General features: G+C 60.8%; 29 protein-coding genes. 21 read left to right on the top strand and 8 right to left on the bottom strand.

What is annotated here, in order from left to right; translation table 11 throughout:
* Positions 1 to 38 precede the first annotated feature (38 nt).
* The 4 genes from ACTJLD_RS31890 (at position 39) to ACTJLD_RS31875 (ending at position 5745) form a co-directional block, all read left to right on the top strand.
* Positions 39 to 1178 carry a site-specific integrase gene (locus ACTJLD_RS31890; protein ID WP_440660629.1) on the top strand — a complete coding sequence of 380 codons (1140 nt, stop codon included), beginning with the start codon at positions 39 to 41 and terminating at the stop codon, positions 1176 to 1178.
* A 115-nt stretch (positions 1179 to 1293) separates the two neighbouring features.
* Positions 1294 to 2430, top strand: coding sequence for a DNA cytosine methyltransferase (locus ACTJLD_RS31885; protein ID WP_227893523.1), 1137 nt, complete (start codon positions 1294 to 1296; stop codon positions 2428 to 2430).
* Complete coding sequence (locus tag ACTJLD_RS31880; RefSeq protein WP_175855129.1) at positions 2414 to 4444, top strand: ATP-binding protein; 2031 nt, start codon at positions 2414 to 2416, stop codon at positions 4442 to 4444. The genes ACTJLD_RS31885 and ACTJLD_RS31880 overlap by 17 nt, the downstream gene beginning before the upstream one ends.
* Positions 4441 to 5745 (top strand): PP_RS20740 family protein, encoded by a 1305-nt coding sequence (locus ACTJLD_RS31875; RefSeq protein ID WP_175855131.1) that lies wholly within the window; start codon positions 4441 to 4443, stop codon positions 5743 to 5745. The genes ACTJLD_RS31880 and ACTJLD_RS31875 overlap by 4 nt, the downstream gene beginning before the upstream one ends.
* Positions 5746 to 5811: 66 nt before the next feature.
* On the opposite strand, the gene ACTJLD_RS31870 is transcribed toward ACTJLD_RS31875, so the two are convergent.
* The 8 genes from ACTJLD_RS31870 to ACTJLD_RS31835 all read right to left on the bottom strand — a co-directional run bounded on the left by ACTJLD_RS31870 (position 5812) and on the right by ACTJLD_RS31835 (position 10392).
* Entirely contained in the window at positions 5812 to 6042 is a 231-nt protein-coding gene (locus ACTJLD_RS31870; protein WP_175855133.1) for a hypothetical protein, read from the bottom strand.
* The gene (locus ACTJLD_RS31865) at positions 6039 to 6632 is read right to left on the bottom strand and encodes an ead/Ea22-like family protein (protein WP_440660626.1); all 594 of its coding nucleotides are present in this window, start codon (positions 6630 to 6632) and stop codon (positions 6039 to 6041) included. The genes ACTJLD_RS31870 and ACTJLD_RS31865 overlap by 4 nt, the downstream gene beginning before the upstream one ends.
* A 12-nt stretch (positions 6633 to 6644) precedes the next feature.
* Positions 6645 to 7106, bottom strand: coding sequence for a hypothetical protein (locus tag ACTJLD_RS31860; RefSeq protein ID WP_440660625.1), 462 nt, complete (start codon positions 7104 to 7106; stop codon positions 6645 to 6647).
* Positions 7103 to 7579 carry a hypothetical protein gene (locus ACTJLD_RS31855; RefSeq protein ID WP_440660623.1) on the bottom strand — a complete coding sequence of 159 codons (477 nt, stop codon included), beginning with the start codon at positions 7577 to 7579 and terminating at the stop codon, positions 7103 to 7105. The genes ACTJLD_RS31860 and ACTJLD_RS31855 overlap by 4 nt, the downstream gene beginning before the upstream one ends.
* Positions 7576 to 8874, bottom strand: coding sequence for a pyridoxal phosphate biosynthetic protein PdxJ (locus tag ACTJLD_RS31850; protein ID WP_440660622.1), 1299 nt, complete (start codon positions 8872 to 8874; stop codon positions 7576 to 7578). The genes ACTJLD_RS31855 and ACTJLD_RS31850 overlap by 4 nt, the downstream gene beginning before the upstream one ends.
* Positions 8874 to 9236: a beta-hexosaminidase gene (locus ACTJLD_RS31845; protein ID WP_227893518.1), complete on the bottom strand. Its 363-nt coding sequence runs from the start codon at positions 9234 to 9236 to the stop codon at positions 8874 to 8876. Before ACTJLD_RS31845 ends, ACTJLD_RS31850 begins: the two co-directional genes overlap by 1 nt.
* Positions 9237 to 9287: 51 nt before the next feature.
* The gene (locus ACTJLD_RS31840) at positions 9288 to 9506 is read right to left on the bottom strand and encodes a hypothetical protein (protein WP_059511132.1); all 219 of its coding nucleotides are present in this window, start codon (positions 9504 to 9506) and stop codon (positions 9288 to 9290) included.
* A gap of 457 nt (positions 9507 to 9963) precedes the next feature.
* A complete protein-coding gene (locus ACTJLD_RS31835) occupies positions 9964 to 10392 on the bottom strand; it encodes an XRE family transcriptional regulator (RefSeq protein ID WP_059511133.1) in 429 nt (142 codons plus the stop codon).
* Positions 10393 to 10462: 70 nt separating this feature from the next.
* Here ACTJLD_RS31835 and ACTJLD_RS31830 point away from each other — a divergent pair, with 70 nt between their 5' ends.
* The 17 genes from ACTJLD_RS31830 (at position 10463) to ACTJLD_RS31750 (ending at position 24741) form a co-directional block, all read left to right on the top strand.
* The gene (locus tag ACTJLD_RS31830; RefSeq protein ID WP_175855143.1) at positions 10463 to 10699 is read left to right on the top strand and encodes a hypothetical protein; all 237 of its coding nucleotides are present in this window, start codon (positions 10463 to 10465) and stop codon (positions 10697 to 10699) included.
* Positions 10700 to 10780: 81 nt separating this feature from the next.
* Positions 10781 to 11323, top strand: a complete 543-nt coding sequence (locus ACTJLD_RS31825; RefSeq protein ID WP_175855240.1) for a phage regulatory CII family protein — start codon at positions 10781 to 10783, stop codon at positions 11321 to 11323.
* Positions 11310 to 11693 (top strand): hypothetical protein, encoded by a 384-nt coding sequence (locus ACTJLD_RS31820; RefSeq protein ID WP_440660647.1) that lies wholly within the window; start codon positions 11310 to 11312, stop codon positions 11691 to 11693. The genes ACTJLD_RS31825 and ACTJLD_RS31820 overlap by 14 nt, the downstream gene beginning before the upstream one ends.
* A gap of 260 nt (positions 11694 to 11953) precedes the next feature.
* The gene (locus tag ACTJLD_RS31815; RefSeq protein WP_440660619.1) at positions 11954 to 14461 is read left to right on the top strand and encodes a VapE domain-containing protein; all 2508 of its coding nucleotides are present in this window, start codon (positions 11954 to 11956) and stop codon (positions 14459 to 14461) included.
* A 222-nt stretch (positions 14462 to 14683) separates the two neighbouring features.
* On the top strand, positions 14684 to 15457 hold the full coding sequence (locus ACTJLD_RS31810; RefSeq protein ID WP_440660617.1) for a hypothetical protein: 774 nt from the start codon (positions 14684 to 14686) through the stop codon (positions 15455 to 15457).
* A 247-nt stretch (positions 15458 to 15704) separates the two neighbouring features.
* Positions 15705 to 15899, top strand: coding sequence for a hypothetical protein (locus ACTJLD_RS31805; protein ID WP_440660615.1), 195 nt, complete (start codon positions 15705 to 15707; stop codon positions 15897 to 15899).
* Positions 15900 to 15989: 90 nt separating this feature from the next.
* Complete coding sequence (locus tag ACTJLD_RS31800; protein ID WP_185730924.1) at positions 15990 to 16520, top strand: MarR family transcriptional regulator; 531 nt, start codon at positions 15990 to 15992, stop codon at positions 16518 to 16520.
* On the top strand, positions 16465 to 18507 hold the full coding sequence (locus ACTJLD_RS31795; RefSeq protein WP_440660646.1) for a phage terminase large subunit family protein: 2043 nt from the start codon (positions 16465 to 16467) through the stop codon (positions 18505 to 18507). The genes ACTJLD_RS31800 and ACTJLD_RS31795 overlap by 56 nt, the downstream gene beginning before the upstream one ends.
* Positions 18508 to 18520: 13 nt before the next feature.
* Positions 18521 to 18727, top strand: a complete 207-nt coding sequence (locus tag ACTJLD_RS31790) for a phage head-tail joining protein (protein ID WP_034188735.1) — start codon at positions 18521 to 18523, stop codon at positions 18725 to 18727.
* Positions 18724 to 20217 carry a phage portal protein gene (locus tag ACTJLD_RS31785; RefSeq protein ID WP_440660613.1) on the top strand — a complete coding sequence of 498 codons (1494 nt, stop codon included), beginning with the start codon at positions 18724 to 18726 and terminating at the stop codon, positions 20215 to 20217. The genes ACTJLD_RS31790 and ACTJLD_RS31785 overlap by 4 nt, the downstream gene beginning before the upstream one ends.
* Positions 20214 to 21278, top strand: coding sequence for a head maturation protease, ClpP-related (locus tag ACTJLD_RS31780; RefSeq protein ID WP_440660611.1), 1065 nt, complete (start codon positions 20214 to 20216; stop codon positions 21276 to 21278). The genes ACTJLD_RS31785 and ACTJLD_RS31780 overlap by 4 nt, the downstream gene beginning before the upstream one ends.
* A gap of 30 nt (positions 21279 to 21308) precedes the next feature.
* Positions 21309 to 21653 (top strand): head decoration protein, encoded by a 345-nt coding sequence (locus ACTJLD_RS31775; RefSeq protein ID WP_060373131.1) that lies wholly within the window; start codon positions 21309 to 21311, stop codon positions 21651 to 21653.
* A gap of 73 nt (positions 21654 to 21726) precedes the next feature.
* Positions 21727 to 22722, top strand: coding sequence for a major capsid protein (locus ACTJLD_RS31770; RefSeq protein ID WP_060223079.1), 996 nt, complete (start codon positions 21727 to 21729; stop codon positions 22720 to 22722).
* A 1-nt stretch (position 22723) separates the two neighbouring features.
* Positions 22724 to 23011, top strand: a complete 288-nt coding sequence (locus tag ACTJLD_RS31765) for a head-tail joining protein (protein ID WP_226286652.1) — start codon at positions 22724 to 22726, stop codon at positions 23009 to 23011.
* A gap of 2 nt (positions 23012 to 23013) precedes the next feature.
* Positions 23014 to 23544, top strand: a complete 531-nt coding sequence (locus ACTJLD_RS31760; protein ID WP_440660608.1) for a phage tail protein — start codon at positions 23014 to 23016, stop codon at positions 23542 to 23544.
* A complete protein-coding gene (locus ACTJLD_RS31755; RefSeq protein ID WP_440660607.1) occupies positions 23534 to 24064 on the top strand; it encodes a hypothetical protein in 531 nt (176 codons plus the stop codon). Before ACTJLD_RS31760 ends, ACTJLD_RS31755 begins: the two co-directional genes overlap by 11 nt.
* Positions 24061 to 24741, top strand: a complete 681-nt coding sequence (locus tag ACTJLD_RS31750) for a phage baseplate assembly protein V (protein ID WP_440660605.1) — start codon at positions 24061 to 24063, stop codon at positions 24739 to 24741. Before ACTJLD_RS31755 ends, ACTJLD_RS31750 begins: the two co-directional genes overlap by 4 nt.
* Positions 24742 to 24805: the final 64 nt, after the last annotated feature.

The raw sequence follows: 24805 nt of genomic DNA, 5'->3' as shown, positions 1-24805 counted from the left end.
TGCTACAATTCTGCTACAAATCGACCCTGTAGCAGCGTATGTGGATGACGCATTGCTACAGTCCACAAACGGGGTGTTTCATGGCTTCGATCCTCAAGATCGGCGACCGCTGGCGTGCTCAAGTCCGCCGGCGGGGACAGAGTATAGCAAAGACGTTTCGAACCAAGGGCGCTGCCGAAGCATGGGCGCGCGAGATCGAGGGCGGTATCGACAAGGGGCAAGCCGCCGTCGACGAGCAGACGATCACGGTCGGCGAGCTGGTGCGCTTGTATCGAAACGCTCGCAACGATTCCGGCCGGCCGGTCGCCGAGAAGTCGAACGAAGATTACATGCTCAAGCGGCTGGAAAGTCACTTTGACGATGAGGTGGCGGCGAAGCTATCGACCAAGCGGCTGGTCAAGTTTGCCCAGGAGCGAAAGAAAGAGGGTGCAGGGCAGTACACGATCGACATGGACATATCCAAGCTCGGGACGGTGTACAAACACATGGCCTCGCTGCTCGACCTTCGGTTGCCGCACGCTCCGAGCATTGCGCGGCCGACCCTCGATCACCTGCAGCTCATCGGGCCGGGGAAGCATCGCGATCGGCGGCCGACGCGTGAAGAGATCGTGAAGATCTTCGAGTGGTTTGCCGAGCATCCGGAGCGCGAACAGGCGGTGCCGGATGTTATCCGCGTTGCGATGAAAAGCGCATTCCGGCGTGGCGAGTTATTTCGGTTGACGTGGTCGGATCTCGACGTCGAGCGCCGGCTCGCACTTGTCCGCGATCGCAAACATCCGCGACAGAAGAAGGGCAACGACGAGTGGGTGCCGCTGATCGGCGACTCGCTCGAAGTGCTGCTGCGTCAGGCACGATATCCGGTGCCGCCTGCATACGAGGCGAAGCGCAAGGCGGACCCGAAGATCGAGCCGCATCCGAACGAGTACATCTTTCGGTTCGACAAGAGCACGGCCAGCAAGTACTTCAAGCTGGCCTGCGTCGAAAAGGGCATCGTCGACCTTCGGCTGCACGATCTACGGCACGAAGCGACAAGTGCGCTCTTCGAAGATGGGTGGGATATTCCTGAGGTCGCCGCCGTTACAGGACACAAGGACTGGCGCAATCTGAGGCGGTACACGAACCTTGATCCTGCCCAGGTTGCAAAAAAGGGGCAGATTGCCTCACTCGGCACAGCATAGATTTGTGAAGGCAACTGGATAGGTGCGGTTGCTGGACGCTGATGTCGCATAGCCAAACCATATGGCGGGCGTTAGAATTCCGCCAGACTTGATTCCCAAACGATATCGCTGGAATATGCCCGATACTCTTCTAATAGACAAAGCCCGGTCGCCTAGCGATGTTGTTACAGCTGTGACGGCCGCCGCGAAGGCGGATCAGGGCGAGCGCCCTCAGATTATCAGCCTCTTTTGTGGTGCAGGGGGGATGGACATCGGTTTCGAGCAAGCCGGATTCCGCATAGTTTTCGCGGCGGACTACAATTTGGCGGCAGTGGAAACGCACAACTTCAATTTCCAACAGAACTCGGCAGTTCAGCTCGACCTCTCGAACGTGTCTCCGAAGGAGTTCATTGCTCGGTTGCGCGCTATTTGTCCAGATGCCGCACCGATCGGGATTGTAGGTGGACCCCCATGTCAAGGATTTTCGAGGGCGAATGCTAAACGCAGTTCAAGCGATCCCCGAAATCAGCTTGCGAACCGGTACGCTGACATCGTGAATGCGTTGTGCCGAGAATTCCCAATTCAGTTTTTCCTGTTTGAGAACGTCCCTGAAATCACTGCGGAGAAAAACAAGGAGTTCCTTGCGTCGTTGAAACGTCGTTTGACTCAGCAATTCTGGCTGAGCTGCGAGACGTTGAATGCCGCTGATTTTGGCGTACCCCAGACGCGTGTACGCTTTTTTATGGCTGGGCTCCGGCGTCATACTGGGGTTGGCAAGTTCACGTTCCCAGTCGCGAGCGAGAAGCATCGGTCAGTGCACGATACAATTAGTGCTCTTCCAGAACCAATATATTTTCAACGCGGCCTGTCAGCCGACGACATTCCGAATCACCCCAATCACTGGACGATGCGTCCCAAGTCTGAGCGGTTCCAAGTGCCGCGGGCTCGCACCGGCGGCAGGTCATTCATTCAATTGGACTGGCATAAGCCCAGCAGGACGGTTGCATATGGACACCGAGAGATCCATGTACATCCGCGCGGACATCGCCGGTTGAGCATTTACGAAGCCATGTTGCTGCAGTCGTTTCCGCCGTCGTATCAGATCCTCGGTAATCTCAGTGAGCAGGTGACGCAGATCTCGAACGCAGTACCCCCGCCCGTGGCTCGTGCGCTCGCTATGGCGCTGAAGGCACAGTTGAATCTAGCTGAGCGGGATGGTGATCAGTTGACTGTAAGAACAATAAAGGCGCAAAAAGATGACGGCGGTAACTAACCAAGAGCAGGAATTGCTCAATCGGGTTTCTGACGGGCGGTTGGCCGGCAAGCCCGTTGATGCAATCCTCAAGACGAACGCCCGAGTATTCGCACGAATAACCGATGGTATCTATCGGGAGCCCGCGTCTGCATTGCGCGAACTAATCGCTAATGCATACGATGCCGATGCGACGGACGTCCGTATTGATACTGATGCGCCACGTTTCTCGCGCATTGTGGTTCGCGATAACGGTCGTGGGCTTTCGGAGGAAGGGCTTGTTCATGTCATCTGCAATATTGGCGGAAGTCTCAAGCGAACCACCGCAGGGAAGAATTTTCATGTTACGAGCGACCAAGATGCGACGCGCAGTCCAAGTGGTCGAAAACTGATTGGTAAGCTTGGCATCGGCCTATTTTCTGTCTCACAGCTCACTCACCATCTGGTAATTGTCACCAAAGTGCGCGGCGAGAGCGTTCGCCGCGTTTGTGACATCATGTTGATGCCGCAAAGCGAAGAGTATCTGTCAGAAGAGGATGAGGCTAAGGAGTTTGTTACTGGGACTGCGCAAATCACCTCCATTCCCGCCGATGATGTCGACAGCCAAGGCACGGAAATAACGTTGCACGATATTCGGCCATACGTCCGCAACGAGCTAAGATCGGCGTCGCTGTGGGCAAAGTTGGAAGAAGAGCGAAAACGTAGTGCGGCGTTGGACCGTGCTCGCAACGGGAGCAGTCGTCCGGACGAGGCGACTTTGATCGAGGAAATTGAAGACGACGATGATGAGTTTCGTTCCGTCCCAAAAGAGCCTTTGTTCCATATCGGGCAAGTGGATGCAAGCGACAGCGAGCGTCTAGAGCAACCGGCATGCCTTCCGTGGGCTGCCAGCGATGGTCCTCGCGATCGGTTCGTGAAGCTCGTCGATGGAGTGCGTAACGCACCGATTAATCCGTCGCGCGAGAAGATCAAGATTCGCGAAGTGCTTGATAATTACCTGCAGATGATCTGGACGATCAGTCTGTGCGTGCCGCTACCGTATGTGAAGGAGCACCCATTTTCGCTGACCAAGGATGCCGGTATTCCGGTTTTCACAATCAGCAACAAAGCCGGCGGGAGAGCAGAAGAGCTAGAACTTACGTCGGGCGAAACTGTCGCTCAGGCGCTTGACCTGCAGGAAAACGACGGAAACACCGATGATTTCGTTGTGGTCATCGACGGCGTCCAGCTCTGCCGTCCTATCGTGTTTCCGCCAGGGCTGGTGGCTGGGGAAGAGTCACCGCTTCTCTTCGTTGGTAAACTCAATTCGGATTTGACGACTATCCCGAAAGAATATCGTGGTGGTCCGATCGAATTCGAGGCGTACCTGTATTGGACGAAGAGGGTTTTGCCCGCAGAGCATAATGGCGTGATGATTCGTGTCAACGGCGCAAGCGGGATTTTGTTTGATGAGCATTTTCTCAAATATCAAGTCTCTGAACAAACTCGTCTTAGGCAAATTACGGCGGAAGTTTTCATTAGGCGTGGTATTGATGCCGCTCAAAACATCGACCGCGAGTCGTTCAATATTGCGCATCCGCATTATCAGGTTCTGTCGAATTGGTTGCACCATGCGTTACGGCAGCTGAACACTCGGCATAAATCGTTACAAAAGGGTAGGTCGGATTCGAACCTGTCCAAACGGAAGGAAGAGGCGAAGCTGAAGCTCGACAACATACTTTCAACGATTTCGAATGCGGAATCTGTTGGACGTAAAGGGGCGTCGGTAGAGTTTGTCGAAGGACCAAATCGAGATCTCGTATCGATCGCGGCTGAAGTTATCAGCTTGGAGCGCTCGAAAGTCTTTGCATCACGGGCGGGGTTGAAGCCTGTCACGAAGAGCGAGAAGCTTAGAGAATCTCTCTTCGAAGAAAAAATCAGGGCGGTGGCGCAGGTGCTGAATGACTTCGGTTTGCTCGCGGAGCTAAGTGAGGAAACACGCGAGCGCCTTATCAGCGCAATTGTTGAAATTTTCTCGGTGGAATTAAATAAATGAGTGCCTCTAAGGCCGATTTTTCCTCTGATGAAGGCGTGCTGACAGCGGGGGTCACGCCGACGCAAACAGAGCGGGGCGGGAGTCTCACCCTAAAGAAGCAATTCTTGCCTTGGCACAAGCCGAGAAAGCATTGGCTTCGAAAAAATCAATGGAACGAGAGCATTCGTGCACTGGCCACGCACCTCGGACTTCAGCAATCTCGGCGCCCGTTGGATTACCTCTGCTTACCGGGGCAAGATCTATTAGACATCCGTGCGCTGTCGCCTATATGCGAACAGATGGGGGTGACCCTTCGGTTCCTCGGCCTTAATTACGTCGATCCGGCTGAGCCCAAAGCCGCGCAACTGGCTATCGAGCAAGCGACTTCGTTGAGTGAAGTACACGGGATGCGGAATATCGATAACGCTTCGATCGTGCTGCCGGAGAGGTTTGAATCCATCGCGCGCGAAGACTCGGTGACCTACGATAAAATCATAAATTCACGAGATACGTTTGACGTCGTCAATATCGACTTGTGCCGATCGTTTGGTGAAGGGCAGCCGAGTGACGTCGATGCAACGCTATATGATGCGTTGTTTCAGTTGTTTCACAAGCAAGCAACCAGTCGAACCGAGGACTGGCTGTTCTTCCTGACGACACGAAACAACACTGGAATGGTTCATGCCGACGTTTGGGACAAGCTTATCACGCTAGTGAATCGGAAGCGGCGTGCAGATCCAGAGTTCGCCGAGATACTAGAAAAGGATGGAATTGTCGACGCATCGAGCATCATTGACGGCGAGATTGTCAAAGATAAGTTGTCACGCGATTCCTTCGTGGGTATTTTTGGCGTAGGCGTTGGGCTTTGGATTGTGGAGTGCCTTCTACAGGCTACGCCAGGCTGGAAAGCGGAGATGTTGCCGTCATACGGATATCACGTTTACACGCGTGCAGACGATCCAAACTGCGACATGATCTCGCTTGCGTTCCGATGCACTCGAATTCGATACTCTGCGCATGATCCTAATGGACTGGCAAATCGGCCAATCGGGGCGAAAGAGGTCGATATTGATGAGCACCGAAAGCAATGCGAAACGGCCGTGCTGCGCGAGCACTCTGCGCAAGTCGACTTGGATCTCAGGCTAAATCAGTTTCCTGATGAGCATGCTGAGGCACTGGAGGGTTCCGTGGAGTTGCTTCGTAGCGCTCGGTATGACGTAGACGAGTACAGGAAATTTGCGGAGAAGTCATTTCAACAATTGGATCGCTACCTCCGTGAGTCAGGGCTCCTAGGCCCGCAAGCCGTTGCTGCTGCACAATGATCCACAGGGAGTGTCGGCAAGAGTCGACACTCCCTAGTAGAAACCATCTGAAAGGTAAGCAGAGATTTACGCCGCTTCCAAACGTGCTTTATTCGACATGTTGTCCAGATAATCGGCAACTGCATCATATGATGCATATCTCGCTGCGCCTTCCTTGTAGGTCGGAATAGGAAACGTCTCGGCGCTGATCTGGTTACGGATGGTTCCCTCCGACAAGAGCAGGAGCTGCGCGAGCTGCGCCAGCGTCATGCGCGGGCCGTACTTTTCAAGGATATACGCGCGGGTCAAAAGGCTCACAGCGATCCCCCGTTCAGGTGATCATGGTGGGATTCGTCGCCCGGATCTCGGTCGATGCGCTCGATCTCGGCGATGATCAATGCGGCGGCCTTCACAAGGTCGCGGCGGGGCGTCGTCGGCTTGAACCAGCAACCCGCCCACGAGTTTGGCCAATAGTTAGTGGCACTATCGAGATCCCATCCGGCGGCCGAGAGTGCGTATGCAACGGCGGCTTCAGGCAATTCGCCATCGGTGTATTGATCGTCGTTGCCTGTCTCCCTACGTTCCACTTCGATCTGCCGACGGCGCTCGTAAATGACGTCGCGTATAGCGGTCGTGTCGCTCGTTGTGTACGAGCTGTCGGCGGCTTCCATCGCGCTACTCCGTTCAAGGAGAAGTCGAAGGATGGTGTCCGGGCTCGCGAGGGCAATATAGGCGGCGTCGCGCAACGCTTGCTCGTAGTCTTCGTTCCCGTTCGGGCGACAATCGCAGATATCCTTCAGGTCATCATTCTCGTTTTCTACCCATGCGCCGACGTTGATCCAGCTCCCCTTGGTTGCCTTTTCGGCAGCCGCTTGCAGGGCATCGTAGTTGCCGGTGATATTTTCCATGTCGGTCCCCGCTTATCGAATGGCACTGACGATGCGATCGAGCTTGCCGTTGATCTCCAAGGTGGCCAAGGTCTGCATGGCGGCTGCCATACGCTCAAGAACGGTGGCGTACCGTTCAAGGCGGTCGATATCGGCCGTTTTCAGGAGGCGTTGCATCGTATCGCCGAGTTCGTTTGCGGACTTCCGAACACTCCCCGCCGCTTTTTTCGTTGACTCAGAGACTTGCTTCTCGGCATCGATCATGCGGGACAGCGAGCGTTCGAAGAGGGCGATTGCATCTTGCGTGGTGGACTCAGCCTTTGCGAAATCGGTGTTCATGTCTTTAAGTCGGCGTTGAAAGTAGTGAGAGTCGGCGTTGATGTAATTCGCAACCATCGTCAGCGTATCGAGGTTGCTAAAAAGAGGGCCTTTGCTGTCTTGCCTGATTGGCTTAAGTCCGTACACTTCGGCCGGGTTGTTCCGTGATGGGATCATTTGAATTCGAATCCGTGGTTCTTTGAATCTGCCTCACGTTGCGGCAGTGCACGGCCAAGCTGCATCAAGCCGGTTTCCAGCGTGATCCCAGCGGTCGCTGCCCAGGTGCGTGCGTCCTGCGCCGCCTTGTGGCGAGCGAACGATCCGACCTCGTCGGCCATCAGGTCCAGCAGCTCGACGTCGGCCGCGTGCGAGATCTCCGTGATCAACGCGCGGATCTCGTTGCGAAGAGCGTCGAGGCGCGTGAGCCTGCCTTGGCGGGTATCCGCCAAGGCTTCGTTCATCTGGATAGGTTTGCGCCGCGCGAGCGGTGCTTCGTTTTTCTGGATGGCTTTTGCGGGCGTCAGCCCACTGCAGTCCGACTGCGTTGAAGTACCGTTGACGCTCGCCAGAGCGATAGCCGGGCGCTTCTCCGCGTGTTCCCGCTTTCGCGGCAGCGGACGTGGGGTAGAAAGGGCCGGGCGCGAGATCATTTCGCTACCTCCTGCGCCATATCCGGCGTCCAGTCGGGATCGGGGGACTGCAGAATGTCATCGAGCCATTGCAAGACGATCGGAAAGTCTTTCTGGCGCTTGATTTTCTCGTGGCCGAGAACTTTTTTAAGCCATCGAGCACCTTCCTGTGCCGCTTGCATTCGCGTCGGGTAGGTCGTGGTGCCTGCGCCGACCTTCAGTGGCGTCGATGCGAAGCTGTCCCCGAAGTTGTACATAGCCGCGCAAATCCACTGATCTGCTGTCGGTTGGGCTACGTAGATCTCCGCGATCGGCTTTTTCGTCCGCTTGCTGTTGGGCGAGCGGAGGGTATCGGTCGCGACGCAGCGACCGTCTTGATCCGGTGCCGTCACGGGGTAGATCCGTGCCCTTTGCGGAGTATCGAGGAGATCGGTGAGCGGCGAGAGTGCCATATGGACGGCTCGAATCGTTCCGGGCGAAAGCTTGCCAAAAACCGGGTCGTGCAGGACCGCCTGTAACGCCTGCAAAAGTTGCTTTGCACACGCATCGGTGATCTTTGTCGCTTTGGGCGCGGCCGGGTCGGAAGGCTTCGTGTTGCTGGCCAGATGCTTCTTCGTGACCTTCCCTTTGCCGGCCTCCTTCGCTTTCGACAGGCCGGACACGATGCGTTCGAGTGCCTTGTCGCCGCCGTGCGCGCGAATCTCCTCGATCGCGAGGGTGCCGGCGATCGAGCCGGCGCGGACGAGCGCGTGCAGTTCCGCCGGTGCCGTTTCAAGCAGTGCGGCATCGCGAATTGATTGTTCGGAAATGTTCAAATGGCCGCAAATGGCTTTCACGTCCATTTTATGGACGTCGCGCAACTCGGCTATCGCCGTGGCGAGATCGAGCGGTGTGGAAGTCTTCGAGACGTTGCTCAAGTAGCCGTCGATCACCATCTTCGGCCGCTTCGCTTCGCGGGAATCCAGCACGACAATCGGAATCCTTCCGAGATCTTTCCCGGCCTTGATGGCGGCGCCTGCTGCGAGATAGCGGTGCTGTCCCTTGAAGACGTAGAAGTAATCTTTCCCGTCCACCTTGCGCGCATAGCAGTGCAGCGGGGAACCTTTGTCGTACCCGTTCTGCATCATCAGGGCGGTCAATTCCTTGACCCACTGCGGATCGACCGGACGGACGTTGTCGCGCGGGTCGTAGCGCAGCGCTTCATATGGCGTCATCCACAGGTCGGCGGAGGTAGCGCCGGCCGCGGCTGCTGCGGCCTTCGTATTACCGGTCGGGATCGGCGCGGTGAGGTCGAGGTGTTGCGTGCGGTCGTCCATTACGCGACCTCTCGTGCCGCAGGGGTGCGCACCTTGCCGGCCTTTTTCGCCTTCTTGATCGCATTCGATGCCGCCGTGCCAGCCGCACGCTTTGCGTCTCGCAGGCGCTTGATTGCATCTGCGCAGTCGCCTTCGCTCGGGATCGAGATCTGCTTGCCAGCGATTTCAGCTCCGTCGAGGATCAAATACTCCGTATGCACGCTATCGGCCAACGGGCGGCGACCGACAACGTGCTTGCCGACGAGGATCGGCGTCGACGGACGGCGTGCGTTCCGGTCGTAACGCGTGATGGTGCGAAGTGAGAGGGTGTCGCGACGCTCGACGTCGACGAGAGGGAGGGTTCGGGCATTGATTCGCGGCATGGTGGTCTCCATGACGCCGGGGGCGCACGCCCCGGCAAGGTCGGGGGCGGCTTAAACGCTGACGTGATAAGCGGTGGTCGGAGCGACTACCGGATCGTCCTGGAACACATTCACGACGACAAACAGCAGGGCGGCGACGACCGTCCAGCGGAAGATCTTCGATTTTTCAAAGTTGCTTTGGCGAGCGGGTTCGGACGGCGTAATGCGGGGCGTGCTTTCCTCACGAAGCCATTCGTGGCGGTCGGTGGATTGATGGTCGAGCATTTTCATGGGCTTCTCCGAAGGCTGCGCAAGCGGCAGCGATGAAGCCAAATGTTAGGCATTCCTTTGGCATTGTGCAATAGGAATGCCTAACTATTTTTCCGTGTCGTTATGCTTTGCCCGCAAAAGCGCTCCGCGAGAATGCGGTGAACCTTGTTGAAAGGTGTTGTATTCTTCCGACCAAATACTGTATGTTTATACAGTGGTTAAGCGAAAATATTGCCGAGGGGAGGTTGTTGCGGGGATATGTCAACAGGGGAATTGCGCTGCAAACCGGGCGATGTGGCGATCGTCAGTCGATGCCGAAACCGGTCGCGTATCGGCATGCTGGTACGGATCATCGGCCCGCATGGCAGCGATGACTTCGATTGGGATGTTGAGATTCTGGGTGGCGCCATCAGAGGGCGCGGGATACGTTCGGGGTGCGTCGGAACGCACCGCAGAGCTGCTGTATTCGACTGGAACCTTACCCCTCTTGGGGGTCAGGTGCATTCAGATCGAGAAGGTCACCGGACTGCTGTCCGCGTAGATCTTCAAATACCTTGAGGGTTTCGAGCAGCGCGATAAATGCTGTCGACGGCAATCCAAGCTTGTCTGCTTTGGCGAGTGCGTCAACTAGCGCTTGAGCATGCGTGCCGAGCATCTCCTGTCTCTGTGGGGCGGGCGCATTGGCTCGGCGCACCATCTGACCTTCGCCAGTGGCGAGCCACCACGGATCGACGTTCAGGAATTCGGCCGCGAGCAGCAAGTTCGCGCCCTCCATCTTTTTTGTTTTCCCGCTTAACCAGTCGCTGACCGAGGGCGCTCGCACTCGGCACGCTCGCGCCAGATCTGCAGCCTTTTTCTCAGGCGGCAACTTCATTGCCTGTTCCAGGCGTTCGGCTAGTGTCGTCATTAGGAAAGCCTAACTGAATGAGCATAAGGAATGCCTTGCTTTTCATGTAAGGAACGCCTAACATGGCGGCATGAATACGCTCCTGAATCGAGACCCGTACGCGTGTGCCGTGATCGATGCATTCGGCGGAACGGCCGCGACTGCCCAACTGTGCGAAGTCCGGATGCCATCCGTATCCGAATGGCGTCGCAACGGCATTCCGCGAGCGCGTCTGTTGTTCTTGAAGCTCGCGCGTCCTGACCTGTTTGCTTCTCTGGACGAGCACGACAAGTCGTTGTCAACCCGCATCGACGCGCGACAGCCGTAGTTGCGCACCTCGTGAGCTGAATCCTAGTTGCGACCCCGTGCGCGCGACAGGATGAAAGTCACTCTCTACCAATCTCCCGCTATGACCTGCCGATACGACAGTACCGAATGGCTGGACGTCCTCTATACGTCCGTTCGCAACACGCCCGGCGGCGTCGCCGACGCGGCGAACCACCTCACGATCCGGCGCGGTAAGAACATCACACCGGAATCGCTTCGCCTTCGCCTACGTGGTGTTGGTGACAGTCGCTTGTCGATGGAAATGTTCGAGCTGCTGATCGAATGGATGCAGGAAAAGGCAGAGGGCGAGGCGTACGCGCTCGACGCGCTGCATACATTGAACGCGCGCTTCGGGCTGGTTGCCGAACACGTCGACGACCATGCCGCTGACGACATCAGCGAACCCGGCACGCTGCGTCTTGTATCGACGGCGCTGCACCTGCAGGCGCATGTTGGTCTCGTCGCTGACGACGTCACGCGTGCGCTGGCCGATCAGCGGATCGACGATCAACACGCTGAGAAGATCATCGCGACCGGCCGCAAGGGCCAGCGTCTGTTCCAGCGCTTGATCCATGCTGCTCGCAACCTTGCCGCACGTCGTCGTCGCCGTCATGGAGCGGTTTAAGCCCGGCATGGGGTGCTGTCGTCCCGACCGTGAACATATCGGCCTTTGCTGCTCGCCTGAGCAGCAATTGGCATGCGCTGTCACGACGCTCGCATCCCGTTTCGAATGTGCCCCTGCTGAAGCGGGGCGCTTGCTGTCCGAATTGATCGCCACGTTCCCCGATCGCCTCGCTCCGATTCTTGCGGAAGCGAACGCAGCCGGGCGCGTGCGCCTGTTCATCGAGCGAGCTGCGCGCGCATGCGCCGCGCTCGCAACCAAGGCGGAACGACACGCGTTTCGCGACCAGCTTACCGATCGTCTCTGCGCGCTGGACCTTGCGGCGTTCGACGATTCCATGTCGGCGGAATGGCGTCGACTGCGCGGCAAATAACGGAGACAGACGTGAACGTGAACGGAATCAGTAGCGCGTTGCGACGCAGCGCATCGCAGTACAGCCGGTCGCCGAGCGGGCGGCAGTGCTATGCCGCCGGCCGGGCAGCGTGGCGAAGCTTCTCCCACAAGGTCGCACGCGACCGTCGCCTTGGCGAGCTGGATGCGGCCCGACGAGCGGGCTAACGGAGCAATGCTCAACGAATTGTGATCTGGCCGCGACATGCGGCCAAAGTAACTTTGATCGAGGGAATTTTTTGTATGGCGACACTGGACCAGATCATTCAGCAATTGCGTGCGGTGGGGCATCCTGACCTGCCCGCCGGCCATCCGATCGCGGACGGCAAACATCATCGGTACGGGCCGCGCAAGAAATACTGGTATCAGCTTCGAGAGATCATCAGCAAGGGCGCGGTAATCGGCTACGGCGGCACGTTCGGGCACTTCTCGGGCGACGATCCGGGCACCGAGCGATTCGAATGGAGCGGCGCACCGATGAGCGAGGAAGTGCTCGCGGAGACGCGTCGCCGACAGGAAGCCGCCGACCGGGAGCAGGCTGAGCGCGATGCGCGTCAGGCGAAGCTCGCCGCGAACCGCGCGCGGGATCAGTGGGGCCGCGCATCAGAACGCGGCACGTCCACATACTTGGACCGCAAGAAGATCACCCCCGAGGGCGTGCGATTCGACGATGATGGCACGATTCTCGTGCCGATGTTCCAGTACGACGACGAGCGGCGTCTGGTTGGCCTACAGAAGATCACACCGGATGGTGCGAAGCGTTTCAACAAGGGCATGCAGAAGAAGGGCGCAGCGTACCTGCTCGGTGACATTGAGGCAGACGACAAGCTGGTGCTGGTTGCGGAAGGCTACGCGACCGGTCGCTCAATTCGGATGGCGACGCGTCGCGCGTTCGCGCTGTCCGTGTGCTTCGACGCGGGCGGCATTTTGCCTACCGTGCAGTACCTGCGTGCGACGTATCCGGGCGTGCACGTGCTGGTCTGCGCTGATGACGACTGGAAAATCGAGCAGCGCGTGCGCGACTGGCTCGCCGATGAGTTCGCCTTCCACGGAGAGCTGGCGTTTGGTGCTGACCCGGTGCGGATCGAGGCGAAAAACACGTGGCACATGGTTGCAATCTCTCGCCGTCGTGACGACAACGGCGTGCCGTACGTCGAGGTGAGCTACGGTAACGATGTGATGCCGCTGCGCCGCAAGCGCTTCGAGAACACGGGCTTGAAGCGTGCGTACGAGGCGGCAGCGACCGTCGACGACGTCAGCGTCGTCTATCCGGTATTCGCCAATCGCGGCGAGCGCAAGCTGACCGATTTCAACGACCTGCATGTCGAAGAGGGGATCGAGGCGGTCGAGGCGCAGGTGCAGGCGGCGATCTTGCGCGCCATCGCACCAGCGAACGACGAGATCCGTCCGGCGACCGTCGCCGTGTCGACCGCGGACGGCACGGCGACGACGCCGGCCGCGACGTCCGCTGCCGCGAAACAGCCGGAATGGGATGGCCGCGAGGCAGAGAACGGCGCACACACGTGGGAGCAGGATCTGGCGCGTTCGGACAAGGGCACGCTGCTGCCGACGCTCGGCAACGTGCACATGATCCTGGCGAATCACAAAGCTTGGCAGGGCGTCATCGAACAGGACGACTTCGGTGGCCGCGTGATGAAGCGCAAGGCGCCGCCGTTCCGGCAAGGCGTGAAGGGAGAGTGGACTGACATGGACGATCAGCGCTGCGCGCTTTGGTTGTCGCAGCGCTACGGCCTCTCGGTGCGCACCGATATCGTGATGAACGCGGTTCTGTTGGTGGCGGACGAGAAGCACTTCCATGACGTGCGCGAATACCTCGAAGGGCTCAAATGGGACGGCGTGTCGCGCGTGCGATCGATGCCGTCGACCTACCTGCGTGTCGCCGACAGCGAGTATGTGCAGCTCGCGTTCATGAAGTGGATGATTGCCGCCGTCGCGCGCGTGATGGAGCCGGGCTGCAAGGTCGACAACGTCCTGATCCTCGAAGGCAAGCAGGGGCACCGCAAGTCGACGGCGCTGAAGGTGCTGGCCGGAGCTCCGTGGTTCACCGATACGCCAATCCAGATCGGCAACAAGGACACGTACGCGGTGCTGGCCGGGAAATGGGTGATCGAGCTGGCCGAGCTGGACTCGTTGAACAAGGCCGACTCGTCGGCGGTGAAGAGCTTCTTCGCAACGGCCGTCGACCGGTTCCGCAACTTCTACGGCAAGCGGGCGACCGACGTCCCGCGTCAGTGCGTGTTCGCCGGCTCGGTCAACTTCGACACCTACCTGAAAGACGAATCGGGCAACCGGCGTTACTGGCCGCTGCGTGTCGGCGGGCTGGTCGACATCGACGGCATTGTGGCCGTTCGCGAGCAGCTCTGGGCGGAAGCCGTGCACCTGTATCGCTCGGGCGTCGTGTGGCACGTGGAAGAGCATGAGCGTCCGCTGTTCGAGATCGAGCAAGCGGAGCGCTACGAGGGCGACGTGTATGAGGACAAGATCGCCAAGGCCCTGGAGTTCGTGTCACGCACGACGATGGAAGAGATCCTTGCGGACATTCTGAAGCTCGACACGTCGAAGTGGACGCTTGCGGAGCAGCGCCGCATCGGCAAAGCGTTGAAGTCGCTCGGGTGGGTGCGCAAGCGCGAGTCGACCGGATCGCGCGGTTGGTACTACGTGAAGGAAGAGCAGGAGCCGGAAGCGGAGCGCGAACTGGTCGCAGCGGGTGATGACGACAGTCCGCTTTGATTGCGTGGCGCGCGGTGCCTGCACGGTAAGCGCGCCACGTGCCCCGTCTTGGCGCGCTGTGGACGTCCCATGTCCCAACGTCCCAAGGCGCGGTCTCGGGCGCGGGTGCGGAGGCGCGACATGCGCGACGTGAGCGGCGCATGTCGCGCATGTCGCGGGCGCGCACCCCCACAAGCCTTTTCCCTTGGGACATTGAGACATTAGGACGAGTAGGAGAGAGTGATGATCGATTTGAAAGAGCGGGTGGGCGTTGCGATGAGCGTTCGTGGTCAGTTCACCGACCCGATTGCCGATCCTAAAGTTACTTTGGGCGCGCTCGCCTTTGCGAACGATCTCGGGAGCCTGCTGGCCCGAATCAAGGCCGGGCCGCTGCCGACGCCTGCGATGATTCGACGCGCAACGTTGCTGTTGGCGCAGATGATCCGGATGTCGGGGCGATTCAAGCGGGCGCGGTTCACGGGTCTGTCGCGCGACGAGCGTCGCGATCAACGTGCGGGGCACGCTGTCGAGCGTTCGAAGGTCGATATCGTCGAGCGATTCGCGCTGCGGTTGCTGGACGAGTGGGTGAACGATCAGTGTGTCGAGTGTGAGGGGCGCGGTGTCGTGCGTCGCGCGCCTGCCGTCACGACATCAACGTGCGTGTGCGATGTGTGTGTAGGCAGCGGGAAAGTATGTGTATCAGAGGAGCGTATCCCGTTCTTCGAAGGACGTAACGGACCGTTGGTCTTTCGGGAATACGAACCATGCGACGACTGTGGCGGGATGGGGCGGATCGCAGCGTCGCCGGCTTCGGATTCGAAGGGCCGGCACATTTGCCCCTGCTGTTCCGGTTCCGGCAAGCGACAGGTCGACGACGCTGGCCGGGCGCACGCGCTCGGCGTATCGCTCGACGAGTATCGGAAGAACTGGTCGTGGCGCTTCCACGACATGCTCGCGCTGCTGGATACGGTAGATGGATCGGTGTACGACACATTGCGTCGACAATTGCGAGGATGAAACGTATTCCATTTCAAGAGCGGATCGCGTAAACTTTGCACATCCTTTACCGCGTCACTGGATAAATGAGCGACCGCATACTCGTGTCGCAACCTTCGCCCGACAGGCGTACTGAATCGCGGGAGCGCCGCGACCAACAACGATAACTGTCTGTCGGGATCTGTTGGGAGGGCGTTCGCCCTTACGAAATGAATATCGAAGCCCTGAGTGCGAAAGCCCTCAGGGCTTTTTGCATTGGGGCGCTGAAATGCGAATCGAGTCGACGAGCGCCGGGCCGAGCGAGGTCTGGTCGACGTGGGATGAAGATCGAAGCATGGGGCGCGTTACCGCGCGGTGCTTCGTGTTTGACGACGCGATGGACCGCGTCGTGTGGGCGATGGACCGCGCAGGCGACGGCGCGACCGCTGATGTCGCGATCGGTGCCGGTCTGCCTATCGTTTGAGCGGGCGGGGACCCTCAGGGCATCGCCACACGCGGGGGCTCGCACCCGCGTTTTTTCTCTACTGGCGAGTCTCCATAGGGGGTCATATTCATGCCGACTCAGCAGCAGATCGCTGACCATCTCGACCTTGATCAGTCGGCCGTTTCGCGGTTCGTCGACAAGGTCCAGCTCGATTACCGAGTGGTGTCGATCGACGAGATCCGCGTCGCGTACATCCGGCATTTGCGCGAGGTCGCGGCCGGCCGGTCCAGCGGTACGGGCATCGATCTCGTCGCCGAACGGGCGAAGACCGAGATCGTCGATCGCGAGATCAAGCTGCTGACGCTGGCCGAGAAGAAGGGGCAGCTCGTCAACGCGGCGCAGCTCGAACAGGCGTATGGCCTGATGGTCGGCGCATTTCAAACGGAGCTGCTGTCGCTGTCCGACAAGCTGGTGCAGGAGCTGCGCACGCTGTACGGCGTCGAGGTGGACGTCGAGTGGTTGAACGAGCATATATATGGATGCCTTGAGCAGCTTTCTGAATACGACCCAGACAGTCCACGCGGTGATTCGCCGGATCGCGAAGATGCTGCGTCCGCCGGAGCGGATTGGGACGACGGATTGGGCACGCAAACATCGTAGGTTGAGCGCGAAAGGATCGGCCAGCCCCGGCCGGTACAACCCGAACATCACGCCGTGGGTGTTCGGCATGCACGAAGCGCTGGACGATCCGACCGTTCAGAAGATCGTGTGCATGAAGTCGGCGCAGGTCGCGTGGACAGATGGCGTGCTTCTGAACTACATCGGCAAGCGGATCGACGTTGACCCGTGCCCGATGATCGTCATGTTCCCGAAAGAGAAGACGGCGAAGAAGTTCAACCTGGAGAAGTTCGAGCCGATGGTCGAGGTGACGCCTCGCCTGTCGGCGAAATTACCGGTTCACGCGGCCCGCGACAAAAACAACTTGTGGGATCACAAGACGTTTGCACGCGGCTTCCTGAAGTTCATCACGTCGAACGCACCGGATGAAGTGAAGTCGACGCCGGCCCCGGTCGTTGCGGTCGAGGAGCCGGACGACGCGAATACGAACGTTCGCGAGCAGGGCGATTCGATCACGCTGCTGGAGGAGCGGAACAAGAGCTATTCGGCTCGGCGACGCAAGATGATCTTGGGCGGCACGCCGACCATCGACGGCCTGTCGCGCATCCAGCAGGCTTACGCGGCATCGGATCAGCGCGTGTATCTGGTGCCGTGCCCTGATTGTGACGAGGAGCATGAGCTGGCGTGGGAAAACGTCACGTGGAGCGAGGGCGCCGAAGTCGTACATGAGGTCTACGGCCGCGCAGAACCGGAGACTGCCCGCTACACCTGCCCGCATTGCGGCTCGTTGTGGGACGACGCGACGCGTATTCGCGCTGTCCGTCGCGGGCGATGGGTTTCGACGGCACCGTTTCACGGCGTTGCCGGCTTCCGCATCAACGAACTGGTGTCGCCGTTCCCCGGCTCGAATATGGCCGAGCTGGTCAAGAAGTGGCTGACGGCCGACAAGGCGCTGCGCGAGGGCGACGATACGAAGATGCGTTCGTTCGTGAACAACTCGCAGGGCCGGGCGTACAAGTACAAGACCGATCTGCCCGAGCTGGACGTGCTCGCGCAACGTGCGCTGCCGTACGCGGAGCTGACCGTGCCACTCGGAGGTCTGGTGTTGACGCTTGGCGTCGACGTGCAACACGACCGGCTCGCGGTCGTCGTGCGTGCGTGGGGACGCGGCGAGGAAAGCTGGCTCGTCGTGTGGGGCGAGATCTACGGCAATGTGACGGAGCAGCAGCAAGACCCGATGACAGGCGGGGTATGGGGCGCGTTGACGATGCTGTTGTCGCACGCATACCGGCATGAGAATGGCTGGCTGATGCGTGTGCGTGCAACGTCGATCGACTCGTCAGACGGCGCTACGTCGGACGCGGTATACAAGTATGTGCGCGCGGCGCAGCACGCCGGTTACAACGTCATGGCCGTCAAGGGCAGCAGCAACGTCGACGCGGAGATCTTCAGCGTGCCGAAGGCGTCGATCGACTCGACGCGCAACAACAGCAAGGCGGCGAAGTACGGGCTGCGGCCGTATATGGTCGGAGTGAGCCGCGCGAAGGACCTGATCCTCGAAAACCGGCTGAAGCTTGAAGGCGACGGGCCGGGCCGCATGCACTGGTATAGCGGCGTGCGCAGCAACTACCTGTCGCAGCTCACGGCAGAGGTAAAGGTGCCGGGGCCACGTGGCGGTAAGCGCGTGTGGAAGAAGATCAGCCCAAGAAACGAAGCGCTGGATTGTGAAGGGTATGCGTTGCACGCGGCCCGAAGTGTGAAGGTGCACCTGATGAAGGAAGCAGACTGGCAAGTCGCGCAGCATCGTGCGTCGCAGGTCTCGTTGTTCGATGCGGTTCCGGTGCTGGAGGATTTGCCTTCGGCGATGCCGGCCGAGGTGCCGCCTGATCAGCCGGACGTGTCCCAAGTTATTGAGACTCCGCGGCCATCGCCGCCTACAGTAAAACCCGCCGAAACCCCGCCCCCGAGCGGGGTTTCGCGCATTCAGGGCCGCCGTGTTGGTCGGTCGACGTACCTGAAGCGCCGCTAAACGAGGGAATCGCATGGCATACACAAAGCAGGATCTGGAGCGCATCCAGTCCGCAATCGCGAAGGGCGAGCTGGAAGTCCAGTATGCCGACCGGCGCGTGAAATATCGCTCGATCGGCGAGCTGCGCGAGGCGCGCACCGAGATCATTCGCGACCTGAACGGCGCGGCCGGGCGTTCGTCGATTGTCCGGATTCGCCACGCCGGCAAGGGGGTGCGATGAAGGGGGGCTTTCCGTCACTCGCGCGGCGCGGATTCGTGGTGCCGACGCGGCTCAAGGCGGCGGCCTACGAGTCGGCGAGCACGACGGGCGCACGGGCGAAGTCGTGGCGGACGTCGAGCGCGGGACCGAATGCAGCGGCGGCACAAAACCTGCCGCTGTTGCGCTCGCGTGCTCGCGACGCGATCCGCAACGATCCATGGGCGAAGACGGCGATCGCGCGACTCGTATCGAACACGATCGGGAACGGCATCCAAGCGCATCCGCAGCATCCGAACGATGCGGTGCGCAAGATGCAAAAGCAACTTTGGGAGGATAGCTGCGAGGAGATCGACGCGGACGATCTGTTCGACATGGCGGGCGTGCAGACGCTTGCCGCACGGGCGTTTTTCAGCGACGGCGAAGTGTTGGTGTGCCGTCAATTTCGCAGACCGAGCGAAGGCTTGGCGGTCCCGATGCAGATCCGGCTTTTCGAAGGCGACCTGTTGCCGATGGAGAAGAACGAGATCGTGCCGGGCGGGGGCGAGATCATCAACGGCGTGGAGTTCGATGCGGACGGTCGACGCGTTGCATATCACTTGCTTCGGCGTCATCCCGGCGAGTACGGGCGTTCGGGAATGACCAACATGCAGACCGTGCGCGTGCCGGCCACCGAAATCGCGCACGTCTTTCTCCCGCTTCGACCCGGCCAGGTGCGCGGCGTCCCGGAGCTGTCGACCGTGCTGCTGCGGCTCAAGTCTCTGGACAACTTCGACGATGCGGTGCTGTTCCGGCAGGAGGTCAGCAACCTCTTCGCCGGGTTCATCACGAAGCCGCCGGCCGAGCCGGGTTTTCCGGGAGATCCGGTGACGGGCGGTGAAATGCAATACGACGTCGACGGCTTCTCGCCGGTCGTGTCGCTCGAACCGGGGAGCATGCAGGAGCTGGCTCCGGGTGAAAGCGTCACGTTTGCAGAGCCGCCGGGCGCAGGGACCGACTACGGGCCGTTCATGCGTCAGCAACTGATGGCGGCTGCGGCTTCGGTCGGCATGCCGTACGAAGTCATGACGGGCGATCTGCGCGACGTGAGCGATCGCGTACTGCGGGTGATCTTGAACGAGTTCCGCCGGTCGGTTGAGCAGATCCAGTGGAACGTGTTCATCCACCAGTTTTGCCGGAAGGTCTGGCGTTGGTGGGTCGACGCTTGCGCGCTGTCGGGCGCCATGACGATGCCGGACTACTACCGACGCCGTCGCGACTATCTGCGGGTGCGGTGGGTGCCACAGGGCTGGCCGTATATCCATCCGGTGCAGGACGTCACGGCGAAGCGGATGGAGATCCGCTCGGGCCTGGCGAGTCGGACGGGGGCGGTGTTGTCGCGTGGCGATGATCCGGAGCAGGTCGACCGGGAGAATGCGGCCGATCTTGCGCGCGAGCGCCAGCTCGGGATTCGATATGACACGCTCGATCCGGTCGACGGGGCGGGCGATCTTTCTAATGGGGATGGCGAATGAAAGAGAAGAAGCGGTGGTGGGACATCCGTGCGCAGGCGAATGCGACGGGCGGCAGCGAGGTAGAGATCCGAATCTACGGCGAAATCGGATTCTGGGGCACCGACGCCGAGATGTTCGCCGCGAAGCTCGATGAGGTGGCATCGACAGCGACATCGATCGTCGTCGCGATCAACTCGCTGGGTGGCGACGTGTTCGACGCGTTCGCGATCTACAACGCCGTGCGCCGGTACGCCGGCAAGGTGACGGGGCGCGTCGATGGCGTGGCTGCGTCGGCAGCGTCGCTGATCCTGATGGCATGTGACACGATCGAGATGCCGTCAAACGCGAGGCTCATGATTCACAACCCGCATACGTTCGCGGCTGGTGAGGCCGGCGATCTACGCAGCCTTGCGGATCTGTTGGACAGTACGTCCGACAGCATGTTGGCGGCCTACGTCGAGCGCAGCGGCCGGACCGCAGAAGAGGTCCGCGCGATCATGGATGCTGAGACCTGGCTCACGGCCGCGCAAGCGAAGGAGCAAGGGTTTTGCGACGCGATCGTCGACCCGGTCCGCATTGCCGCATACGCGGGCGCAGCCCGGCACGCGGCTCGCTTCTCGTCGGTGCCAGCCGAAATCATGGCGGCACTGGAGGGCGACGGCGAGGTTCCGCCGGCCGATCCTGCGCCGCAGCCGCAGCCGCAGCCGCCGGCAGCGCCGGACGTCACGGCGCTCGCGTCGCATGTGTACGCGTCATGTCGTGAGGCGCGGATCGAGCACTGCGCCGAAGGCATCGTGCTGGCGACCGGCCTGCGCGATCGGGCGACCGTCGACGCGGCGATCCGCAGTGCGCAGGACATCGCCGGTATCTGTCTGGCCGCGAGCCTGACCGAGCTGACGGCCGGCTTCGTTGCGGACGGGCTGACGGCGGATCAGGTGCGTGCGCGGCTGTTCGAGCGTGTCACGGCCTCGCAGAAGCCGATCAACCATCGTGCTGCCCCGGTTGCGTCGCAAGACGCGCCCGTGGTCGCGAATGCGCCGCGTGCGGCGTCCATCTACGCGGCTCGCAAGAGCGGCAAGTAACTTTGACGTAACCCGAGGAGGGGAAAACTCATGTCGAACTGGAAAGTACAGGCCGCTCTGACGGCCGAATTTCTCGTGTCGGAGGGCAACGGGCAGATCTCGCGCGAGCACATCATCGTTAAGGCCGGCCCGGCACTGCCGGCCGGGCAGGTGCTCGGCGTAACCAGTACCGGCGAATACGCGCCGTACGACAACGCCGCGAACGACGGTTCCGAAGTCGCAGCAGCCGTGCTCTATGCGCCGCTGGCGGCGTCCGAAGCGCCGCGATCGGCGACGGGGATCGTCCGACTCGCCGAAGTCGTGGGCGGCCTGCTCACGGGTCTCGATGCGGCCGGTCGTGGCGATCTCGCCGAGCGCCACGTGATCATTCGCTGATCACATCACACCCCATTCAAGGCCACGCCGACCGCGTGGCCTTTTTTGTATCCATTTTCATGTCGGAGGTTGTATGGCGGATATCGCCCTGTTTCAAGACGATGCGTTCTCGCTGTCGTCCCTGAGTGCTGCGATCAACGATCAGCCGTATGTTCCCGGCCGGATCGGCACGCTCGGCCTGTTCGAAGAGGACGGCATCACGACGACGACGATCCAGATCGAGCGCGACGGCGACACGCTCGCACTCGTCGCCGCTGGCGAGCGCGGTTCGCCGGCCGGCGTTGTCGTTGGCAGCAAGCGCAAGATGATCCCGTTCAATACGGTGCATCTGCCGCAGCGCGCAGTGATCAAGGCGGACGAGATCCAGAATTTGCGCGCATTCGGTTCCGAGACCGAGCTGGAGGCGCTGCAGACCGTCGTGAATCGCCGGCTCGCGAAGATGCGCCGCCAGCTCGACGCGACGCACGAATTCCATCGTATCGGCGCGATCAAGGGCGCTGTTCTGGATGCGGACGGCAAGACGGTGCTGATCGACCTGCTCCAGTATTTCGGCATCGAGCAGACGGTGATCCCGTTCGAGCTCGGCAAGGCCGACACCGAGATCCGCGTGAAGTGCGTCGAAGTTCAGGATGCAATCGAAGATGCGCTGGGCGCGACGACGTACACGGGCGTGCGCGTACTCTGCGGCCGGTCGTTCTGGAACAAGCTGATCGTCGCGAAAACCGTGAAGGAAACGTACCTTGCGACCGCGATGGCGGCATCGCTGCGCGGCGACGCGCGCGATGCGTTCGACTTCGGCGGTTGCACGTTCGAGCGCTATCGCGGTCGCGTCGGCGATGTCGGCTACGTCGCGGACGACGAAGCGCATGCGATTCCCGAAGGTGTGCCGGACCTTTTCATCACGCGCTTCGCGCCGGCCGACTACGTCGAAGCGGTGAACACGACGGGCATTCCGTACTACGCGAAGCAGGAACTGATGGACTTCGGCAAGGGCGTCGAGATCGAGGCGCAGTCGAACCCGATCCACCTGTGCACGCGCCCGAAAGCGCTGGTCAAGCTGAAGGCGTGACATGGCGTTCCGGGATCTGATGGCCGACGTCGATACGGCCGTGAAGCGAGACCTGTCGGACGAGGTCACGATCGATGGCAAGCCGCTGGAAGGCATGTTCAAGGCGCCTTGGCTCGGCCCGGCTCTCGGAACGCAACGCACGCAGCTCGTTGCACCGATCCTCGACATCACGGACGACGACGCGGTACGCGTGCGCGAGGGCAGCATCGTCGAAGCGGGTGGCGAGCGGTTCCGTGTCTTCGAGATTCACCCGACTGGCACGGGCTGGACAATCCTGATTCTGAGGTGACGATGGATCTGCTGAAGGTCGAGATCGACGTACGGAGTGCACTCGAAGCGCTCGCGGGCCTGCCGCCTGCAGCAATGCAGGCGGCATGGCGTCGGACGCTGCGCAAGACAGGCGCGTGGATTCGGAGTCAGACGGCGAAAGAGGTCAGCGGCGCGACGGGCATACAGCAGAAGCTCCTACGGCAGCGGATGTACTTCTTCATGCGCTCGCTCGATACGGGCAAGGTGTGGCTCGGGCTGAATCCGCTCGAAGCGCATCGGCTTGGCGCGGTGCGGCGCACGAAAAAGGGGATGCGCGCCGGCAGATCGCTGTTCGAGGGTTCGTGGCGCAAGACCAAGGCGCAGCCGGACGGCGCGATCTACCGTCGCACCGGAAAGGCACGAACGCCGTTCGAAGTGGTGACGGTCGAATGGTCGCAGACCGGCGATCCGGCATTTCGACGCGCTGCGCGTGTGTGCGAGGCGCGGCTGATGACGGTGCTGCGGCAAGAGGTCAACTACGAAATCCAGAAGGCGGCGAATCGTGCTCGATAACCTGAAACAACTTCACGACGGCATCGAGGCCGGCCTGCGTGCGCGCTTGCCCGATCTCGAACGCATCCACGCGTACCCGAAGATCGGCAAGTCGATCGAAACGCCGTTCGTCGCGGTCGAGCTGGCGGAGCTGGAGCCGGGACACGACGACGGAACGGGCCGGGTGCCGCTGATCGCGCGCATGCAGGCCCGCGTGATCGTCGACCCGCTGGTGGAGGATGCCGAGGTCCAGGTGCGCGAGTTGTCCGCGCGCGTGCTGCAAACGGTGCACGGGGCGACGTGGGGGCTGCCGATGACGCCCGGCAAACAGGTCGGGTCGGCGGGCGAAGATCCGTTCCGGCCCGAACTGGATACCTATCTCGTTTGGCTCGTCGAGTGGGTGCACGAATTCGACCTGGGCGATGCATACGAGCCGCCGACGAAGGGGCGAGCGGTGCTGTGGGGCGTCGATCCCAACACCGGGCCTGCGCACAAGGACGAATACTGGAATCCGGCGAATCTGGCGTGGGGGATCGTGTGAGCGACTTCGAGCTTGGCGAAATGGATCGCCGTATGGCGTGCCTGACGCAATCCGCGGTCGTCGAGGCGATCAAGTACGAACCGCCACGCGTGAAAGTGCGGGTCGGCGATTGGGTCAGCGACTGGCTCAAATGGCAGGCCGGTGCGGCCGGCAAGGTTCGGCATTGGCGTCCGCCGTCCATCGACGAAGAGGTTGCCCTGTGGGCACCGTCCGGCGATCTCGCGGGGGCGTTCGTCGCGCCCGGCTACTACACGGAGCAGCACGGCGGGTCCGGTAGATCCAGTCCGGACGAGACGGCGACCGACTTCCCGGACGGCGCATTCGAGCAGTACAACCATGCGAGCCATGAATATGTGCTGTCGGTGCCGGCCGGCGGTCGGATCGTGTTCCGCATCGGTGGCACGGAGTTCGAGCTGAAGGCGGACGGCGCGACGCTGCGCAGCGCGAAGCTGCTGGCGGATGTCCCGGACTCGACGTTCACGGGCAACACAACGACGGAGCAACTGCTGACGTTCAACGGCGGTATGCAGGGCAAGCCGGGCGAGGGCGGCGGTGTCGCGATGAAGATCGCGGGCGGTGCCGAATATACCGACGACGTTGTTGCCGGCGGTAAGTCGCTGACGAAGCACAGGCACCGCGAAGAAGGTGACGGCGAGCTGGTTAGCCCGCCAGTGTGAGCACAGCAAAGTAACTTTTGGCCCCGCCCGTGCGGGGCTTTTCGTTTGTGGGGGGGGTGATGGC

Origin of the sequence: Burkholderia sp. 22088, from assembly GCF_052045915.1 — a bacterium.
GTDB lineage: Bacteria > Pseudomonadota > Gammaproteobacteria > Burkholderiales > Burkholderiaceae > Burkholderia > Burkholderia cepacia.
The sequence above is the reverse complement of the archived record's forward strand: the minus strand, read 5'-3'. Positions and strand labels throughout refer to the sequence as shown.

Excerpts from the sequence above, each read along its gene's own strand:
- ACTJLD_RS31890 (WP_440660629.1), top strand. The coding sequence starts at position 39 with ATGTGGATGACGCATTGCTACAGTCCACAAACGGGGTGTTTCATGGCT.
- ACTJLD_RS31885 (WP_227893523.1), top strand. The coding sequence starts at position 1,294 with ATGCCCGATACTCTTCTAATAGACAAAGCCCGGTCGCCTAGCGATGTT.
- ACTJLD_RS31880 (WP_175855129.1), top strand. The coding sequence starts at position 2,414 with ATGACGGCGGTAACTAACCAAGAGCAGGAATTGCTCAATCGGGTTTCT.
- ACTJLD_RS31875 (WP_175855131.1), top strand. The coding sequence starts at position 4,441 with ATGAGTGCCTCTAAGGCCGATTTTTCCTCTGATGAAGGCGTGCTGACA.
- ACTJLD_RS31865 (WP_440660626.1), bottom strand. The coding sequence starts at position 6,632 with ATGGAAAATATCACCGGCAACTACGATGCCCTGCAAGCGGCTGCCGAA.
- ACTJLD_RS31860 (WP_440660625.1), bottom strand. The coding sequence starts at position 7,106 with ATGATCCCATCACGGAACAACCCGGCCGAAGTGTACGGACTTAAGCCA.
- ACTJLD_RS31855 (WP_440660623.1), bottom strand. The coding sequence starts at position 7,579 with ATGATCTCGCGCCCGGCCCTTTCTACCCCACGTCCGCTGCCGCGAAAG.
- ACTJLD_RS31850 (WP_440660622.1), bottom strand. The coding sequence starts at position 8,874 with ATGGACGACCGCACGCAACACCTCGACCTCACCGCGCCGATCCCGACC.
- ACTJLD_RS31845 (WP_227893518.1), bottom strand. The coding sequence starts at position 9,236 with ATGCCGCGAATCAATGCCCGAACCCTCCCTCTCGTCGACGTCGAGCGT.
- ACTJLD_RS31840 (WP_059511132.1), bottom strand. The coding sequence starts at position 9,506 with ATGAAAATGCTCGACCATCAATCCACCGACCGCCACGAATGGCTTCGT.
- ACTJLD_RS31835 (WP_059511133.1), bottom strand. The coding sequence starts at position 10,392 with ATGACGACACTAGCCGAACGCCTGGAACAGGCAATGAAGTTGCCGCCT.
- ACTJLD_RS31830 (WP_175855143.1), top strand. The coding sequence starts at position 10,463 with ATGAATACGCTCCTGAATCGAGACCCGTACGCGTGTGCCGTGATCGAT.
- ACTJLD_RS31825 (WP_175855240.1), top strand. The coding sequence starts at position 10,781 with ATGACCTGCCGATACGACAGTACCGAATGGCTGGACGTCCTCTATACG.
- ACTJLD_RS31820 (WP_440660647.1), top strand. The coding sequence starts at position 11,310 with ATGGAGCGGTTTAAGCCCGGCATGGGGTGCTGTCGTCCCGACCGTGAA.
- ACTJLD_RS31815 (WP_440660619.1), top strand. The coding sequence starts at position 11,954 with ATGGCGACACTGGACCAGATCATTCAGCAATTGCGTGCGGTGGGGCAT.
- ACTJLD_RS31810 (WP_440660617.1), top strand. The coding sequence starts at position 14,684 with ATGATCGATTTGAAAGAGCGGGTGGGCGTTGCGATGAGCGTTCGTGGT.
- ACTJLD_RS31805 (WP_440660615.1), top strand. The coding sequence starts at position 15,705 with ATGCGAATCGAGTCGACGAGCGCCGGGCCGAGCGAGGTCTGGTCGACG.
- ACTJLD_RS31800 (WP_185730924.1), top strand. The coding sequence starts at position 15,990 with ATGCCGACTCAGCAGCAGATCGCTGACCATCTCGACCTTGATCAGTCG.
- ACTJLD_RS31795 (WP_440660646.1), top strand. The coding sequence starts at position 16,465 with ATGCTGCGTCCGCCGGAGCGGATTGGGACGACGGATTGGGCACGCAAA.
- ACTJLD_RS31790 (WP_034188735.1), top strand. The coding sequence starts at position 18,521 with ATGGCATACACAAAGCAGGATCTGGAGCGCATCCAGTCCGCAATCGCG.
- ACTJLD_RS31785 (WP_440660613.1), top strand. The coding sequence starts at position 18,724 with ATGAAGGGGGGCTTTCCGTCACTCGCGCGGCGCGGATTCGTGGTGCCG.
- ACTJLD_RS31780 (WP_440660611.1), top strand. The coding sequence starts at position 20,214 with ATGAAAGAGAAGAAGCGGTGGTGGGACATCCGTGCGCAGGCGAATGCG.
- ACTJLD_RS31775 (WP_060373131.1), top strand. The coding sequence starts at position 21,309 with ATGTCGAACTGGAAAGTACAGGCCGCTCTGACGGCCGAATTTCTCGTG.
- ACTJLD_RS31770 (WP_060223079.1), top strand. The coding sequence starts at position 21,727 with ATGGCGGATATCGCCCTGTTTCAAGACGATGCGTTCTCGCTGTCGTCC.
- ACTJLD_RS31765 (WP_226286652.1), top strand. The coding sequence starts at position 22,724 with ATGGCGTTCCGGGATCTGATGGCCGACGTCGATACGGCCGTGAAGCGA.
- ACTJLD_RS31760 (WP_440660608.1), top strand. The coding sequence starts at position 23,014 with ATGGATCTGCTGAAGGTCGAGATCGACGTACGGAGTGCACTCGAAGCG.